The organism is Allobosea sp., from assembly GCF_048595345.1.
Lineage (GTDB): Bacteria > Pseudomonadota > Alphaproteobacteria > Rhizobiales > Beijerinckiaceae > Allobosea.
This window is the reverse complement of sequence record NZ_JBMDWH010000069.1, coordinates 1-15,356: the sequence shown is the minus strand read 5'-3', so window position 1 is coordinate 15,356 and position 15,356 is coordinate 1. Positions and strand designations below refer to the sequence as shown.

Annotated in this window: 12 protein-coding genes; 11 read left to right on the top strand and 1 reads right to left on the bottom strand. The window is 67.6% G+C overall.

The annotated features are described in order from the left end of the window. The first annotated feature begins 178 nt into the window (after positions 1 to 178). From ACOJTB_RS08230 to ACOJTB_RS08210, 5 genes are all read left to right on the top strand, one after another. Positions 179 to 1,018: an alpha/beta hydrolase gene (locus ACOJTB_RS08230; protein ID WP_420102043.1), complete on the top strand. Its 840-nt coding sequence runs from the start codon at positions 179 to 181 to the stop codon at positions 1,016 to 1,018. Positions 1,019 to 1,069: 51 nt separating this feature from the next. After that, positions 1,070 to 1,306: an Lrp/AsnC ligand binding domain-containing protein gene (locus ACOJTB_RS08225; protein WP_038361355.1), complete on the top strand. Its 237-nt coding sequence runs from the start codon at positions 1,070 to 1,072 to the stop codon at positions 1,304 to 1,306. Between the two features lie 184 nt (positions 1,307 to 1,490). Beyond that, the gene (locus ACOJTB_RS08220) at positions 1,491 to 3,788 is read left to right on the top strand and encodes an NADP-dependent malic enzyme (protein WP_420102042.1); all 2,298 of its coding nucleotides are present in this window, start codon (positions 1,491 to 1,493) and stop codon (positions 3,786 to 3,788) included. 29 nt (positions 3,789 to 3,817) lie between these two features. Beyond that, the gene (locus ACOJTB_RS08215; RefSeq protein WP_420102041.1) at positions 3,818 to 4,921 is read left to right on the top strand and encodes a serine aminopeptidase domain-containing protein; all 1,104 of its coding nucleotides are present in this window, start codon (positions 3,818 to 3,820) and stop codon (positions 4,919 to 4,921) included. 118 nt (positions 4,922 to 5,039) lie between these two features. Beyond that, complete coding sequence (locus tag ACOJTB_RS08210) at positions 5,040 to 5,897, top strand: D-amino-acid transaminase (protein ID WP_420102040.1); 858 nt, start codon at positions 5,040 to 5,042, stop codon at positions 5,895 to 5,897. Between the two features lie 43 nt (positions 5,898 to 5,940). Here ACOJTB_RS08210 and guaD read toward each other — a convergent pair whose 3' ends face one another. Further along, positions 5,941 to 7,251, bottom strand: coding sequence for a guanine deaminase (guaD, locus tag ACOJTB_RS08205; RefSeq protein WP_420102039.1), 1,311 nt, complete (start codon positions 7,249 to 7,251; stop codon positions 5,941 to 5,943). 149 nt (positions 7,252 to 7,400) lie between these two features. On the opposite strand from guaD, the gene ACOJTB_RS08200 reads away from it, so the two are divergent. The 6 genes from ACOJTB_RS08200 to ACOJTB_RS08175 all read left to right on the top strand — a co-directional run. Beyond that, the gene (locus ACOJTB_RS08200) at positions 7,401 to 9,014 is read left to right on the top strand and encodes a xanthine dehydrogenase small subunit (RefSeq protein WP_420102038.1); all 1,614 of its coding nucleotides are present in this window, start codon (positions 7,401 to 7,403) and stop codon (positions 9,012 to 9,014) included. Continuing rightward, on the top strand, positions 9,007 to 11,364 hold the full coding sequence (gene xdhB / locus ACOJTB_RS08195; RefSeq protein ID WP_420102037.1) for a xanthine dehydrogenase molybdopterin binding subunit: 2,358 nt from the start codon (positions 9,007 to 9,009) through the stop codon (positions 11,362 to 11,364). Before ACOJTB_RS08200 ends, xdhB begins: the two co-directional genes overlap by 8 nt. A gap of 223 nt (positions 11,365 to 11,587) precedes the next feature. Continuing rightward, complete coding sequence (gene xdhC / locus ACOJTB_RS08190) at positions 11,588 to 12,430, top strand: xanthine dehydrogenase accessory protein XdhC (protein ID WP_420102036.1); 843 nt, start codon at positions 11,588 to 11,590, stop codon at positions 12,428 to 12,430. Further along, complete coding sequence (locus ACOJTB_RS08185; RefSeq protein WP_420102035.1) at positions 12,414 to 13,970, top strand: ABC transporter ATP-binding protein; 1,557 nt, start codon at positions 12,414 to 12,416, stop codon at positions 13,968 to 13,970. The genes xdhC and ACOJTB_RS08185 overlap by 17 nt, the downstream gene beginning before the upstream one ends. Next, positions 13,963 to 15,030: an ABC transporter permease gene (locus tag ACOJTB_RS08180; protein ID WP_420102034.1), complete on the top strand. Its 1,068-nt coding sequence runs from the start codon at positions 13,963 to 13,965 to the stop codon at positions 15,028 to 15,030. The genes ACOJTB_RS08185 and ACOJTB_RS08180 overlap by 8 nt, the downstream gene beginning before the upstream one ends. Then, positions 15,027 to 15,356 (top strand): ABC transporter permease subunit (locus ACOJTB_RS08175; protein ID WP_420102033.1); only part of this gene is annotated, 330 nt, incomplete at its 3' end. The genes ACOJTB_RS08180 and ACOJTB_RS08175, both read left to right, overlap by 4 nt.

Genomic DNA, 15,356 nt, shown 5'->3' with positions numbered 1-15,356 from the left:
GGCCGGGGGTTACTGCGGCTTGACGGGGGTTTTCCTTGGCCCCCTCGGTGGTTTTCTTTGCGGTGGGCCCCCCGCCGACTGGGGGGCGCGGCCCGACCGGGCCGCCTGCTTTTCACCTCACGCCAGGCCTGTGTCAAAAGCGCTGGCGCATGGCGGCCTGGCCTGCCACGCTGGCGCCATGACCGAGAACGCGCCTTCGCCCGATTACGAGACCGAATACAACAACCGCGCCCGCGTGCCGGAGCATCCGGGGCTGATCGCCGGCTGGCAGGCGGATGCGACCGCCTATCGCGAGGTCGCGACCTGCGAACTCGGCCTGGCCTATGGCGAGAGCGAGCGGCAGCGATTCGACCTGTTCAAGCCGCAGGAGGCGCGGGGTGACGCGCTGGTGATGTTCATCCATGGCGGCTACTGGCAGGCGCTGGACCGCAGCTTCTTCTCGCATATGGCCCGGGGGCTGAATGCGCGTGGCGTGCCCGTCGCGGTCGTGGGCTACGATCTTTGCCCGCAGGTCACGCTCGGCCATATCGTCTGGGAGATCCAGCAGGCCGCTGCCGCTCTCTGGCGGCGCTATGGGCTGAAGGTGGTGGCGAGCGGGCATTCGGCGGGCGGGCACCTGGCGGCCTGCGCGCTGGCGACCAACTGGGCCAATGTCGGCACCGACCTGCCCGAGCGGCTGGTGCCGGCCGCCTACGGCATTTCCGGCCTCTACAATCTCAAGCCCCTGACAGAGACCAGCATCAACGACGCGCTGCGGCTCGACATGGAATCGGCCGAGCGGGAGAGCCCGTTCTTCTGGCCCGCCCCCTCGCGCCTGACCATGGACGCCGTGGTGGGGGGAGCCGAAAGTGCCGAATACCACAAGCAGAGCCGGCGCATCGTCGATGTCTGGGGCCTCGAAGGCGTGCAGACGCGCTATGAGGAAATCCCCGGCGCGAACCACTTCACCGTCATCGCCGACCTCGCCGACCCCGACAGCGCGATGACGCGGCGAATCGCCGAACTCGCGGGCGCTTGATCTTCGGGGCCGGAGGATTCTATCCAGAGCCCAGCTTTGCCGGAGTGCGCCATGCAGACCTTCTTCGTCGAGATCAAATGCAAGCTCGGCAAGACCTATGAGGTCGCGAGCGAACTCGCCGACCGCGAGATCGCCTCGGAAATCTATTCCACCGCCGGCAATTACGACATCCTCGCCAAGTTCCATGTCGCGGCGGATGTCGATATCGGCCATTTCGTCGCGCAGAAGGTGCAGTCGATCCCCGAGATCGCCGACACCCACACGATCATCACCTTCAAGGCGTTCTAAGCCTGCTTGCAACAATCGGGCGGCCCATCCCTCGTGACACCGGCCGGCATCCAGCCATTCAATCGGTTGAATAACTGTGATTTGGTTCGGGCCATTGGGGTGGCGCGGATTTGGGTCATTCCAAGCTTGACGCAGGGCCGTTTCCGCGCGACCTCCGCAGGCTCTGCCTGCTGGGGTCGCCACGATGAAAAGCACGCTCTCCACCGATCTGCGCTCGGGCGCGCTGGTCTATCACCGCCTGCCGCGCCCCGGTAAGCTCGAGATCCAGGCCACCAAGCCGCTCGGAAACCAGCGCGACCTCGCCCTCGCCTATTCCCCCGGCGTCGCCGCCGCCTGCGAAGCGATCGTCGACGATCCGGCGGAAGCGGCCGAACTCACCTCCCGCCAGAACCTCGTGGCCGTCGTCACCAACGGCACCGCCGTGCTGGGCCTCGGCGATATCGGGCCGCTCGCCTCCAAGCCGGTCATGGAAGGCAAGGCGGTCCTGTTCAAGAAGTTCGCCGGCATCGACTGCTTCGACATCGAGGTCGAGCAGAAGAACATCGAGAAGTTCGTCGAGGTCGTCGCGGCGCTGGAGCCGACCTTCGGCGGCATCAACCTGGAAGACATAAAGGGCCCGGAATGCTTCGAGATCGAGGAGCAGCTCAAGGCCCGGATGAAGATCCCCGTCTTCCATGACGACCAGCACGGCACCGCGATCATCGTCTCGGCCGCCGTCCTGAACGGGCTCGACCTCGCCGGCAAGAAAATCGGCGACGTCAAGCTCGTGGTGTCGGGGGCGGGCGCCGCCGCGCTGGCCTGCACCAACCTGCTGGTCGAGCTCGGCGTGCAGCGCAAGAACGTGTGGCTCACAGATCTGGAAGGCGTGGTCTACAAGGGCCGCAACGTGCTGATGGACCGCTGGAAGGAGGTCTATGCGCAGGAGACGGACGCCCGGGTCCTGAACGACGTCATCGAGGGCGCGGACATCTTCCTCGGCCTCTCCGCCGCCGGCGTGCTGAAGCCGGAGATGGCCAAGCGCATGGCGCCCAAGCCGCTCATCCTGGCTCTCGCCAACCCCAATCCCGAGATCACGCCGGAGGATGCGCTCGCCGCCCGCCCCGACGCGATGATCTGCACCGGCCGCTCGGATTATCCGAACCAGGTCAACAACGTCCTGTGCTTCCCTTACATCTTCCGCGGCGCGCTCGACGTGCAGGCGACGACGATCAACGAGGCGATGAAGCTCGCCGCCGTGCGCGCGATCGCGGCGCTCGCCCGCGAGGCGAGCTCGGATGTCGCGGCCCGCGCCTATGGCGGCGAAACCTCGACCTTCGGCGCGACCTCGCTGATCCCGAACCCGTTCGATCCGCGCCTGATCATGCGCATCGCGCCCGCGGTGGCGGAAGCGGCGATGACGACCGGCGTGGCGCGCAAGCCCCTGGTCGATGTCGAGGCCTATCGCGAGCAGCTCTCGCGCTTCGTCTTCCGCTCCGGCTTCATCATGAAGCCGCTGTTCCAAGCGGCGAAGGCCGATCCCAAGCGCGTGATCTACGCCGAGGGCGAGGATGAGCGGGTGCTGCGCGCCGCCCAGGTGGCGCTGGAGGAAGGGCTGGCCATCCCGATCCTGATCGGCCGCCCGAGCGTGATCGAGACGCGCATCCAGCGCTTCGGCCTCTCGCTGAAGCCCAATGTCGATTTCGAGATCGTCAATCCCGAGGACGATCCGCGCTATCGCGACTATGTCCAGACCTATCTCGACATCGCCGGCCGGCGCGGGATCACCCCGGATGCCGCACGGGCGCTGGTGCGCACCAACAACACCGTGATCGCAGCGCTCGCCGTCGCGCGCGGCGAGGCCGATGCCATGATCACCGGCCTCGAAGGGCGGTTCATGTCGCGGCTGCGGCACATCAAGGACATCATCGGCCTGGCCCCGGGGGTCTGCGACATCGCGGCGATGACGCTGATCGTGACCAACAAGGGCGCCTTCTTCCTCGCCGACACCCATGTGAAGGCCGATCCCAGCGCCGAGGAGATCGCCGACATGACGGTGCTGGCGGCGAGCCATGTCGCCCGCTTCGGCATCGAGCCGAAGATCGCGCTGCTCTCCCATTCCGATTTCGGCGCGGCCGATACGCCTTCCGCCGTCAAGATGCGCAAGGCGCTGAAGCTCATCCGCGAGCGGGCGCCGCACCTCGAATGTGACGGCGAGATGGAGGCGGATACGGCGCTGGTTCCGCTGATCCGCGAGCGCGTTCTGCCGTCCTCGACACTGAAGGACATGGCGAATGTCCTGATCTTCCCCAATCTCGACGCCGCCAATATCTCCTACCAGTTCGCCAAGGTGATGGCCGATGCGCTGCCGGTCGGCCCGATCCTCATCGGCACCGCCAAGCCAGCCCATATCCTGACCGGGTCGGTGACCGCGCGCGGCGTCGTCAACATGACGGCGCTGGCGGTGGTGGAGGCGCAGGAGCGCGCCGCCGCCCAGGCCGGCTGAGACAGGCTTTCGGACACGGGAGGGGGGCGATGCGGAGCTGGTGTCGGACGGCAGCGGCGCTGATGCTGCTCGCGCTGTCGGGGCTCTCGGCGGCGCCGGCGCTCGCCCAGTCGGTGAGCGAGGACAACGGCTTCCTGCGGGTCAAGATCGGCGGGCGTGACGTGCGTCTGGAGATGCTCGTGGTGAAGCCGGAGGGTGGCGCCGCCAAGCTGCCTCTCGCGCTGATCACCCATGGCAAATCGCCGAGCGGCGTGCGCATGAGCGATCTCAAGGCGACGAACTATGCCGGCATCGCGCGCGATCTCGCCCGGCGCGGCTGGCTCGCCGCCGTGGTGGTCCGGCGCGGCTTCGGCCAGTCGGACGGGCCGTTTCGCGGAGAGGGGCTCTCCTGCGCCACTCCGGATCTGGCGCCCCGCATCGCGCAGGACACCGAGGAGATGGAGGCGATCTTCACCGCCCTCACCCAGCGCGCGGATGTCGACCCCGAGCGGGTGATCGGGCTCGGCGAGTCGGCCGGCGGCATGGCGATGATGGCCTTGGCCCGCAAGCGCCCGCCGGGCCTGCGCGGCGTGATCAACGTCGCTGGCGGCGTCGTGCTCGACGATTGCGCCGAGAAGAGCCGCGATGCGCTGGTCGCGGCCGTGTCCGGCTGGCGCGGGAAGGGTTATCCGCCCCAGCTCTGGATCTATGCGCAGAACGACGAGCTGTTTCCGCCCGCCACGGTCGACCGGATGCGCGCAGCGGCGCTCGACGGCGGCGGCGATGTGCGCTTCGTCGAGCTCAGCGACATCAAGCCGCCGGGCCATCTGATCTTCATCCGGGCCCGCATGCGCTGGTTGCCGGAGCTCGATGCCTCGCTGCGCGCCTGGAAGCTGCCCACCTGGCAGCCGGACCTGGCGAAAGCCGAATTCGCCGGCCTCGGCCTTGTCGAGAGGGCGCCCGTCTTCGAGCGCTATTTCAGCATGCCGGGCGAGAAGGCGCTGGCCTACAGCCCTTCCAAGAAGCAGTTCCGCTACTGGTTCGGCGCGCCGTCGATCGACGAGGCCCGGAAGAACGCGCTGCAGGATTGCAGCAAGGCCGCGAGCGACTGCCGGATCGAACTCGAAAACAACGTCAGGGCGAAGGCTCCCTGAGGAGGCTTGCGGCCCGGCCCTGCGTCAGGCGCCGGCCTGCTTCCTTCCCGGCGCGCTCGCAAGGGCGGCCTGTCTTCGCTACCAACAGTGCCACCACCCCGAGCGCGAGCCTGCCACGATGAGCCGTATCGTCTACGTCAACGGATCCTACCTGCCCGAAGAAGAGGCGACCGTTTCCATCTTCGACCGCGGCTTCATCTTCGGTGACGGCATCTACGAGGTTTCGGCGGTGATCGCCGGCAAGCTGGTCGATTGCGAGGCGCATCTGGCGCGGCTCGAGCGCTCCTGCGGCGAGATCAGGCTGTCGCTGCCCTGGTCCAAGGAGGAGCTGGTGGCGATCCATGAAGAGCTGATCCGCCGCAACGCGCTGGACGAAGGCAGCATCTATCTCCAGGTTTCGCGCGGCGCCTGCGACCGCGACTTCCCCTTCCCCAAGGATGTGAAGCCGACGCTGGTGATGTTCACCCAGGCGCGCAACTTCGTGAACGCGCCTGCCGCCAAGACCGGCATCAAGGTCGTCTCGACGCCGGATCTGCGCTGGGCGCGCCGCGACATCAAGAGCGTGAACCTGCTCGCCCCCGTGCTCGCCAAGCAGATCGCGGCCGAGGCCGGGGCGCAGGAGGCGTGGATGGTCGAGGACGGGGTGGTGACCGAGGGCGCCTCCTCCACCGCCTGGATCGTCAAGGGCAAGACGCTGATCTCCCGCCCGCTCTCGCACAAGGTGCTGCCCGGCATCACCCGCAAGGCCGTGCTCGCCTTCCTGGCCGAGTCCGATTTCAGCTTCGAGGAGCGGGAATTCACGCTGGACGAGGCCCTGGACGCCGAGGAGGCCTTCATTACCTCCGCCACCAGCATGGTGATGCCGGTGACTTCCATCGACGGCCACAGCATCCATAACGGCGCGCCAGGCCCCGCCACGCTGCGACTGCGGGAGCTTTACATCGCTCACGCCCGCCAGGGCGGCGCACTGGGCTGAGCGAAACCGTGTTCAACAAAAAATCGAATTGTTGAACACGGACTCAGCCGCCTCGCACCACCCGCTCCCCCGCCACATAGGTCGCGACGACGTTGCGGTCGTCGCCCAGCGTGACGAGGACGAAGAGCTCTTCCGCCAAATCGCGCGCCGTCTCCAGCCGGTGCGCCATCGCGCGCGTGGCTCCGGTGTCGAGCACCACGACATCCGCCTCGCGGCCGGGCTCGAAGCTGCCGATCCAAGGGTCGAGCCCCAGCGCCTGCGCATTGCCGAGCGTGATCGCGTGTAGCGCAGCGAAAGCGGAGAGCGACTGGCCCTGGAGCTGCAGCACCTTATAGGCCTCGGCCATGGTCCGGAGCATCGAATAGGAGGTGCCGCCGCCGATATCGGTGGCGACCGCGACCTTGACGCCGCGCTGCCTCGCATGGGCCCAATCGAACAGGCCGGAGCCGAGGAAGAGGTTGGAGGTGGGGCAGAAGACCGCGACCGCTCCGGTTTCGGCGAAGGCCCGCCATTCATTATGGGTCATATGGATGCAATGGCCCATCAGACTTTTAGGGCCCAAAAGGCCGAAGCGCCGATAGATATCGGCATAGTCCGCAGCCTCGGGATAAAGCTCGCGGGCGAAGGCGATTTCGGCCCGGTTCTCGTCGATATGTGTCTGAATGTGGCAGTCTGGATGCTCGGCGGCGAGGCGCCCCGCCGCGGCCAGTTGCTCGGGGGTGGAGGTAATCGCGAAGCGCGGCGTGATCGCATAGAGCTGCCGGCCCTTGCCGTGCCAGCGGGCGATCAGGTCACTGGAGTCGCGGTAGCCGCTCTCGGCCGTGTCGGTCAGCGCCTCGGGCGCATTGCGGTCCATCATCACCTTGCCGGCGATCATACGGGTGTTGCGCCGGTGCGATTCCCGGAAGAAGGCCTCGGCGGATTGCCGATGCACCGAACCATAGACCGCCGCGGTCGTCGTGCCGTTGGCCAGCAACTCGTCGAGACAGAAGGCGGCGAGCTTCTCCGCATGGCCCTGCTGGGCGAGTTTCTGCTCCTCGACGAAGGTGTAGCGATTCAGCCAGTCCATCAATTGGGCGCCATAGGAGGCGACCACCTGCGTCTGCGGCATGTGGATATGGGCGTCGATGAAGCCCGGCATGATCAGATGCGGGCGATGATCGATGATCTCGGCATCGGCCGGCAGCGTCGCCAGAAGAGAGCGGGTGTCCCCGGCCGTCTTCACCAGACCATTCTCGATGACGAGCAGCCCGTCCGCGACATAATGATGCGCCGCCTCGCCTTGCGTCCAGGGGTCGCCGCTGAACCAGAGCAGACGGCCGCGCAAGGCGCGAATGGCGGCAGATGCAGTCACGATCGGCGGCTCCGGCACAAAACGACATCCATCTGCACCCAATCAACGCTTCCGGCCAAGCGTGGAACGTGCCTAATCTGAGGGCATGCGTTCGACCGCTCCCTGCTCCTTGCTTCAATTACGTCCATTCGCAGCCATGCGAGAGCGCCATGCGTAGCTCCCTGCGCTTTCTCCTCGGCGACGAGCTCATCGAGATCGCCTCCTGCGATCCGACGCTGACGGTGCTGGACTGGCTGCGGCTGGAACGGCGTCTGACCGGCACCAAGGAGGGCTGTGCGGAGGGCGATTGCGGCGCCTGCACCGTCGTGGTCGGCCGGCTCGATCGTGGAACGCTTCGCTACGAGGCCATCAATGCCTGTATCCGCTTCCTGCCGACGCTGGATGGCTGCCAGCTTCTCACCGTCGAGCATCTGAAAGGCGCGGACGGCGCGCTGCATGCCGTGCAGCAGGCGATGGTGGAGTGCCATGGTTCGCAATGCGGCTTCTGCACGCCCGGCTTCGTGATGTCGCTCTTCGCGCTCTGGCTGAACGAGGATGCGCCGTCCGTGGCGCGGATCGAGGATGCGCTGGCGGGCAATCTGTGTCGCTGCACCGGCTATGAGCCGATCATCGCGGCAGGCCGGCGCATGGGGGACATCACACCTCGCGCAACCGATGCGACCTTCGCGCGGCAGAGCGGGGTCGCCGCCCGCCTCGCGGCTCTCGCCGATGAAGCCACGCTCAGCCTCGAAGGCGCGGGCCGACATTTCTACGGTCCGGCCACCGTCGCGGCGCTGGCCGATCTCGTCGTGGCGCATCCGCAGGCGACGCTGGTGGCCGGCGCCACCGATGTCGGCCTGTGGGTGACCAAGGGCATGAAACGGCCCGATCCGGTTATTTATCTCGGGCGGATCGAGGCGTTGCGAGCGATCGAGGATCACGGCGATCATCTCCGCTTCGGCGCGATGGCGACGCATGCGGATGTCCGGCCGGCCCTCGCCGCGCTCTCGCCACAGCTCGACGAATTGATGCGCCGCTTCGGCGGCGAGCAGGTGCGCAATGCCGGGACGATCGGCGGCAACATCGCCAATGGCTCGCCGATCGGTGACCTGCCGCCGGCGCTGATCGCGCTGGGGGCGAGGCTGGTCCTGGCGCGTGGGTCCTCCTCCAGTCCTCGTCCTGAGGAGCCGCCACAGGCGGCGTCTCGAAGGATGGTCCATGAGGCTCCGGGATCCTCTGGAGCCTCCTTCGAGACGCAAGCTGCGCTTGCTCCTCAGGATGAGGGCTCGAAAAGAACGAGCCGCCGCACCCTCCCCCTCGAAGAGTTCTTCCTCGACTATCGCAAGCAGGACCGCCGGCCCGGCGAGTTCGTCGAGGCGGTGATCGTCCCAAAGCCGGAGGCCGGGACGCTTTTCCATGTCTCCAAAGTGTCGAAACGCTTCGACGAGGACATCTCGGCCGTGTGCGGCGCGTTCCTCATCCGGCGCGACACAGAGGGCCGGGTCACGGAGACGCGGCTGGCATATGGCGGCATGGCGGGAATTCCCAAACGGGCCGTGGCTGCGGAAGCCGCACTGCTCGGCCGGCTCTTCGACGCGGGAGCCGTCGATGACGCCGTCGCTGCTCTGGGGCAGGACTTCACGCCGCTCGACGATATGCGGGCCTCAGCCCGTTACCGGCTTCAGGTCGCGGGCAATCTGCTGCGGCGCTTCCTGATCGAGGCCACCGAGCCGCAGACGCGCGTGCGCGTCGCCGGGCTGCTGGCGGAGGCCGCCCATGGCTGATGCCCGCCGCAGGATCGAACCCGGGAAGCCCAAGCCGCTGGCCGGATCAGCCATCGTGGGCAGCGACCGCATTCATGATTCCGCACGCAAGCATGTGGCGGGCGAAGCCGTCTATATCGACGATATCGCCGCGCCCGATGGTCTGCTTCACGCCTATCTTGGCACAGCCAGCATCGCCCATGGCCGGCTGCTCTCACTCGACCTCGGGCCTGTGAGAAATGCGCCGGGCGTGCTGGCCGTGCTGACGGCTGCCGATATCCCCGGGACCAACGACATCTCCTCGGCGCATCGGCATGACGAGCCGCTGTTCGCGGGCGAGCGCATTCTCTTCCACGGTCAGCCGCTCTTCGCCGTGGTCGCCGGGACGCGAGAACAGGCGCGCCAGGCCGCGGCTCTCGCCAAGGCGGACTATGCCGAGGAGCCCGCGCTCATCGACATCGCGGCCGCCCGCGGGAACGGCAGCGCGCTCGTCACGGAGCCGCTCACCCTCCAGCGCGGTGACCTCACCGCCGCCCTCGCCGCCAGCCCGCTCCGCCTCAAAGGCGCGATGACGATCGGCGGGCAGGAGCATTTCTATCTCGAGGGGCAGATCGCGCTCGCCATCCCCGGCGAGGACGAGGACATGCTGGTGTATGTCTCGACCCAGCATCCCTCGGAAGTCCAGCACATGGTCGCGGCGGTGCTCGGCGTCGGCTCCCATGCGGTGACGATCGAGGTCAGGCGCATGGGCGGCGGCTTCGGCGGCAAGGAGACTCAAGCCAATCTCTTCGCCTGCGTCGCGGCCCTCGCCGCCCGCAAACTGAAGCGGCCGGTCAAGCTGAGGCCCGACCGCGACGACGACATGGCGATCACCGGCAAACGCCATGATTTCGTGGTCGATTACGAGATCGGCTTCGACGACGAGGGCCGCATTCATGCGGTGGACGCGGTCTATGCGGCGCGCTGCGGCTGGAATGCCGATCTCTCCGGCCCGGTCACCGACCGGGCACTGTTCCACATGGACAATTGCTACTTTTACCCGGCGGTGCGGGCCCGCTCCGAGCCGCTCCTTACCAACACCTGCTCCAACACCGCCTTTCGGGGCTTTGGCGGGCCGCAAGGCATGGTCGGGGCCGAGCGTTTCATCGAGGAGGTCGCCTTCGCGACTGGCCTCGACCCGCTGGAGGTGCGCAGGCGCAACCTCTATGGCGGCGCCGGCCGCGATCTCACGCCCTATCACCAGACCGTCGAGGACAATATCGCCGGCGGGGTGATGGCCGAGCTGGAGCGGCGCTGCGATTATCAGGCGCGCAAGACAGCGATCCGCGAGTCCAACCGGACGAGCCCCATCGTCAAGCGAGGCATCGCCCTCACCCCGGTGAAGTTCGGCATCTCCTTCACCGCGACCTGGTTCAATCAGGCCGGGGCGCTGGTGCATGTCTACACCGACGGCACGGTTTCGCTGAACCATGGCGGCACCGAGATGGGCCAGGGGCTCTACATCAAGGTGGCGCAGGTGGTGGCGCAGGCCTTCGGCATCGGGCTCGACGATGTGAAGATCACCGCGACGACGACCGGCAAGGTGCCTAACACCTCGGCGACGGCCGCCTCTTCCGGCTCCGATCTGAACGGCATGGCCGCGCTCGACGCCTGCGAGACGATCAAGCGGCGGCTCACGGACTTCGCCGCGCGGCACTGGCAGGAAGAGCCGGAGGCGATCGTCTTCCTGCCCGGTCGGGTGAAGGTCGGCGCGCGCGAGATCGGCTTCAGGGAGCTGGTCGCCGCCGCCTATATGGCCCGCGTGCAGCTCTCTGCGACGGGGTTCTATGCCACGCCCAAGATCCATTGGGATCGCAAAACCGGGCGCGGCCATCCGTTCTATTATTTCGCCTATGGCGCGGCGGCGGCCGAAGTCGCCATCGACACGCTGACAGGCGAATACAAGGTGGAGCGGGTCGATATCCTGCATGATTGCGGGCAATCGCTGAATCCGGCGATCGACAAGGGCCAGATCGAGGGCGGCTTCGTGCAGGGCATGGGCTGGCTGACGACCGAGGAACTGGTCTGGGACAAAAAGGGCCGGCTCTGGACCCACGCGCCCTCGACCTACAAGATTCCCGTCGCCTCCGACCGGCCGCGCATTTTCAACGTGCATCTGCTGGAGGACGCGCCCAATCGCGAGCCGACGATCCACCGCTCCAAGGCGGTCGGAGAACCGCCGCTGATGCTGGCGATCTGCGTGCTGCACGCGCTCTCGGACGCGGTGGCAAGCGTTGGGGATCACAGGATCTGCCCACGCCTGGATGCACCGGCGACGCCGGAGCGGGTGCTCGATGCGGTCGAGCGCGTGCGGGCGGAGGCTGGATTGTGAGGGCGCCACCGCCCTCCCCGACGAGGCGGACCCACAGCGGGGAACCCTCTCCCATAGGGAGAGGGCAGGGTGAGGGGATGGCCACTGGACGCCGTAGCCGTGGTCTCACCGCAGCAACGGTCAGGTTCGCGCTGATACGTCCAGGGGCCTACACCTCACCCCTACCCCTCTCCTTACAGGAGAGGGGTTCCCCGCGCTTGGCTCGCAAGGTGGGAGAGAATGTATGACGCTATCCGCCTTCCTCTCCCGTCACCTGGCCGGGAGGGCGATCCTCGTTCGGATTGAGGCCGCGCTTGGCTCGACGCCCCGCGAAGCGGGCGCCTGTATGGCCGTCTCCGCGACCGCGACCGCAGGAACGATCGGCGGCGGGCAACTCGAATTCCACTGCATCGACATCGCCCGCCAGATGCTGAGCAACGACACGATCGAAGCGCATCTCGACATCCCCCTCGGCCCGCAGATGGGCCAGTGCTGCGGCGGGCGCGTCAGGGTTTCGCTGAAGCGGGCGACGCCGGCCGATCTTGCGCAGATTGCGGCCCTGGAGAAGGCGGCCCTGCTGTCGCGGCCACCTGTGCTGGTCTTTGGCGCCGGCCATACCGGCCGGGCGCTGGCGGCGGCGCTGGCGCCCCTGCCCTTCGCCGTCTCGCTGATCGACGACCGCGACGACGTCATGGCAGGCCTGCCGCCTGCCGTTACCTGCATCCGCATGGCCGATCCGGTCGATGCGGTGGCGCAGGCACCGGCAGGAGCCGCTTTCGTGGTGCTGACCCACAGCCACGCGCTGGATTACCGCCTCGCGGAGGCCGCGCTGATACGGGGCGATGCCACCTATGTCGGCCTGATCGGCTCGGCGACCAAGCGGGCGCGCTTCGAATCCGGCTTCCTTCGCTCCGGCGGCCGGCGCGAGGCGCTGTCCCGTCTCGTTTGCCCGATCGGCGGAAGCGATGTGGACGACAAGCGCCCCGAGGTGATCGCGGCCTTGACGGCGGCGGAGCTGGTGCGTTGCTTGCTTGGCAGCTCGCAGACGGCCAGAGGGAGACGGGTCCACGATGAATCAGCCGCCTGAGCAGGAGAAGCCGCCGCGGCTGGCGCTGGCCCATATCTCGAAGAGCTTCCCGGGCGTCAAAGCCAACGAGGATATCAGCCTGAGCGTGAAGCCTGGCGAAATCCATGCGCTGCTCGGCGAGAACGGCGCCGGAAAATCGACGCTGGTGAAGATCATCTACGGCGTACAGCAGGCCGACGAGGGCACGATCTCGTGGAACGGTGCGCCGGTTGCGATCCCCTCTCCCAAGACGGCGCGGCGGCTGGGCATCGGCATGGTGTTCCAGCATTTCTCGCTGTTCGACGCGATGACGGTGATCGAGAACATCGCGCTCGGCCTGGACGAAGCCTGCGACACGCACGAACTCAAGGCCCGCGTCGCGGCGATCCTGGAGAGCTATTCGCTGCCGCTCGACCCCGAGCGCGAGGTCCACACGCTCTCGGTCGGCGAGCGCCAGCGCATCGAGATCGTGCGCTGCCTGCTGCAACGGCCGAGCCTGCTGATCATGGACGAGCCGACTTCGGTGCTGACGCCGCAGGAGGTGGACCGGCTGTTCGCGACCCTGCGCCAGATCGCGTCCGAGGGCTGCGCGATCCTGTACATTTCGCACAAGCTGCATGAGATCAAGGCGCTCTGCGACAGCGCCACGATCCTGCGCGGCGGCAAGGTGGTCGCCACCTGTGACCCGAAGATCGAGACCACCAAGCGGATGGCCGAGCTGATGATCGGCGCCGAATTGCGCAGGATCGAGCATGGCGCGGTGGCTATGGCGGGACCGGCTCGGCTGATCGTCGACGGCCTGTCGATCCCCGGCGATCCGCCCTTCGGCACCGCTTTGCGCGGCGTCTCCTTCGAGGCGCGGGCGGGCGAGATCCTCGGCATTGCCGGGGTGGCCGGCAACGGCCAGGCCGAACTGCTGACGGCCCTCTCCGGCGAACGACCGGCCGCGCGGGCCGAGGCGGTGATCCTGGACGGGCGAGCGATCGGCCGGGCCGAGGCTGGGGCGCGGCGGGCGCTCGGGCTCGCCTGCGTGCCGGAAGAGCGCAACGGCCATGCCGCCGTCCCGGATTTCTCGCTGGCCGAGAACGGCATCCTGACCGCCCGGCATCGCCTGCCGCTGGCGCCGCATGGCATCATCAGCAGCGGGGCGGTCAAGCGCTTCGCGGACGGGGTGATCAAGCTGTTCGACGTGCGCACCACCGGCAATCAAGCACCCGCGCGCTCGCTCTCCGGCGGCAATCTTCAGAAATTCATCATGGGGCGGGAAATCGGGCAGGCGCCGGCCGTGCTGGTGGTCGCGCAGCCGACCTGGGGTGTGGATGCGGGCGCCGCCGCCGCGATCCGCCAGCAGCTGGTCGATCTCGCCGCCAAGGGCTCGGCGGTGGTGGTAATCTCGCAGGATCTCGACGAATTGCTCGAGCTCGCTGACCGGCTCTGCGTCATCAATGAGGGCCGGCTTTCTGCGCCACGCCCGGTGGCGAGCCTCGGCATCGACGAGATCGGGCTGATGATGGGCGGCATCCATGGCGCCGCGGAGAATGCGGAGGCGGCCCATGCTTGAGTGGCGCCGCCGGCGTGAACCCAGCGCTCTGATGCGAACCTCCAGCCCTCTGATCGCGATCGCGCTGACCATGGCGCTCGGCGTCGTCGTCTTTGGCGCGATGGGCTATGACGGGCTGAGGGCGGTGGAGAGCATCTTTATCATGCCCTTCGCCGAGCCGCAGCGCTGGGCCGATATCGGCGTGAAGGCCGCGCCGCTGGTGATGATCGCGATCGGCCTCGCCATCGGCTTTCGCGCCAATGTCTGGAACATCGGCGCGGAGGGGCAATATGTCATGGGCGCCATCGCCGGCACCGGCGTCGCGCTCGCCACCTATGGCATGAGCGGCTGGTGGATCCTGCCGGCCATGGCGCTTGCGGGTATTCTCGGCGGCATGGCCTGGGCGGCGATCCCGGCGCTGCTCAGGGTCAGGCTTCAGGTCAGCGAGATCCTCACCAGCCTGATGCTGACCTATGTCGCGGTGCAGTTGCTCTATTTCCTGGTTCGCGGACCGTGGAAGGATCCCGACGGCTTCAATTTCCCGCAGACGCGCATGTTCACCGCCGACCAGACCCTGCCCGTGATGATGGAGGGCACTTTGGTCCATCTCGGCATTCCGCTGGCGCTCGTCATCGCCGTCATCGCCTGGTTGCTGATGGAAAAAACTACGGCCGGCTATGCGGTGAAGGTGGTGGGGCTGGCGCCCGCCGCAGCCCGCCATGGCGGCTTCAGCGCCGCACGCACCACCTGGGCGACCATGCTGCTGAGCGGTGCGCTGGCGGGGCTCGCCGGCATCTTCGAGGCTTCCGGCCCCTTCGGCCAGCTCACCCCGCAATTTCCGGTCGGCTATGGCTTCACCGCCATCATCGTGGCGTTTCTCGGCCGGCTCGACCCGCTCGGCATCGTCTTCGGCGGAGTGGTGCTGGCGGCGACCTATGTCGGCGGCGAGATCGCCCAGTCCACCATCCGCCTGCCGCAGGCGGCGACCGGCATGTTCCAGGCGCTGCTGCTCTTCATGCTGCTGGCGACCGATGTGCTGGTGCGCTGGCGCCTGGTGTGGAAGCGGAGGGCGGCGCCATGACATCCGCCATCCTCGTCTCGATCGTGATGACGCTGGTCGCGGCGTCCACGCCCTTGCTGCTCGCAGCGCTCGGAGAACTCGTCGCGGAAAAGGCGGGCGTTCTCAATCTCGGCGTCGAGGGCATGATGCTCTGCGGCGCGGTGGCGGGCTTCGCCGTCGCGTTCGCGACCGGCAGCACGGGGCTTGGGCTGCTGGCCGCGATGCTGGCGGGCGTCCTGGCCGCGATGGTGTTCGCCGTGCTGGCCCTCTCGCTCGCCGCCAATCAGGTCGCGACCGGGCTGGCGCTGACCATTTTCGGAGTCGGCGTCTCCTCGCTGATCGGGGCG

What these genes read in the sequence shown, in the direction of transcription:
- ACOJTB_RS08210 (WP_420102040.1), top strand. Translation starts at nt 5,040, where the DNA reads ATGAGCCGTATCGTCTACGTCAACGGATCCTACCTGCCCGAAGAAGAG.
- xdhC (WP_420102036.1), top strand. Translation starts at nt 11,588, where the DNA reads ATGACGCTATCCGCCTTCCTCTCCCGTCACCTGGCCGGGAGGGCGATC.
- ACOJTB_RS08230 (WP_420102043.1), top strand. Translation starts at nt 179, where the DNA reads ATGACCGAGAACGCGCCTTCGCCCGATTACGAGACCGAATACAACAAC.
- ACOJTB_RS08220 (WP_420102042.1), top strand. Translation starts at nt 1,491, where the DNA reads ATGAAAAGCACGCTCTCCACCGATCTGCGCTCGGGCGCGCTGGTCTAT.
- ACOJTB_RS08225 (WP_038361355.1), top strand. Translation starts at nt 1,070, where the DNA reads ATGCAGACCTTCTTCGTCGAGATCAAATGCAAGCTCGGCAAGACCTAT.
- ACOJTB_RS08200 (WP_420102038.1), top strand. Translation starts at nt 7,401, where the DNA reads ATGCGTAGCTCCCTGCGCTTTCTCCTCGGCGACGAGCTCATCGAGATC.
- xdhB (WP_420102037.1), top strand. Translation starts at nt 9,007, where the DNA reads ATGGCTGATGCCCGCCGCAGGATCGAACCCGGGAAGCCCAAGCCGCTG.
- ACOJTB_RS08215 (WP_420102041.1), top strand. Translation starts at nt 3,818, where the DNA reads ATGCGGAGCTGGTGTCGGACGGCAGCGGCGCTGATGCTGCTCGCGCTG.
- ACOJTB_RS08185 (WP_420102035.1), top strand. Translation starts at nt 12,414, where the DNA reads ATGAATCAGCCGCCTGAGCAGGAGAAGCCGCCGCGGCTGGCGCTGGCC.
- ACOJTB_RS08180 (WP_420102034.1), top strand. Translation starts at nt 13,963, where the DNA reads ATGCTTGAGTGGCGCCGCCGGCGTGAACCCAGCGCTCTGATGCGAACC.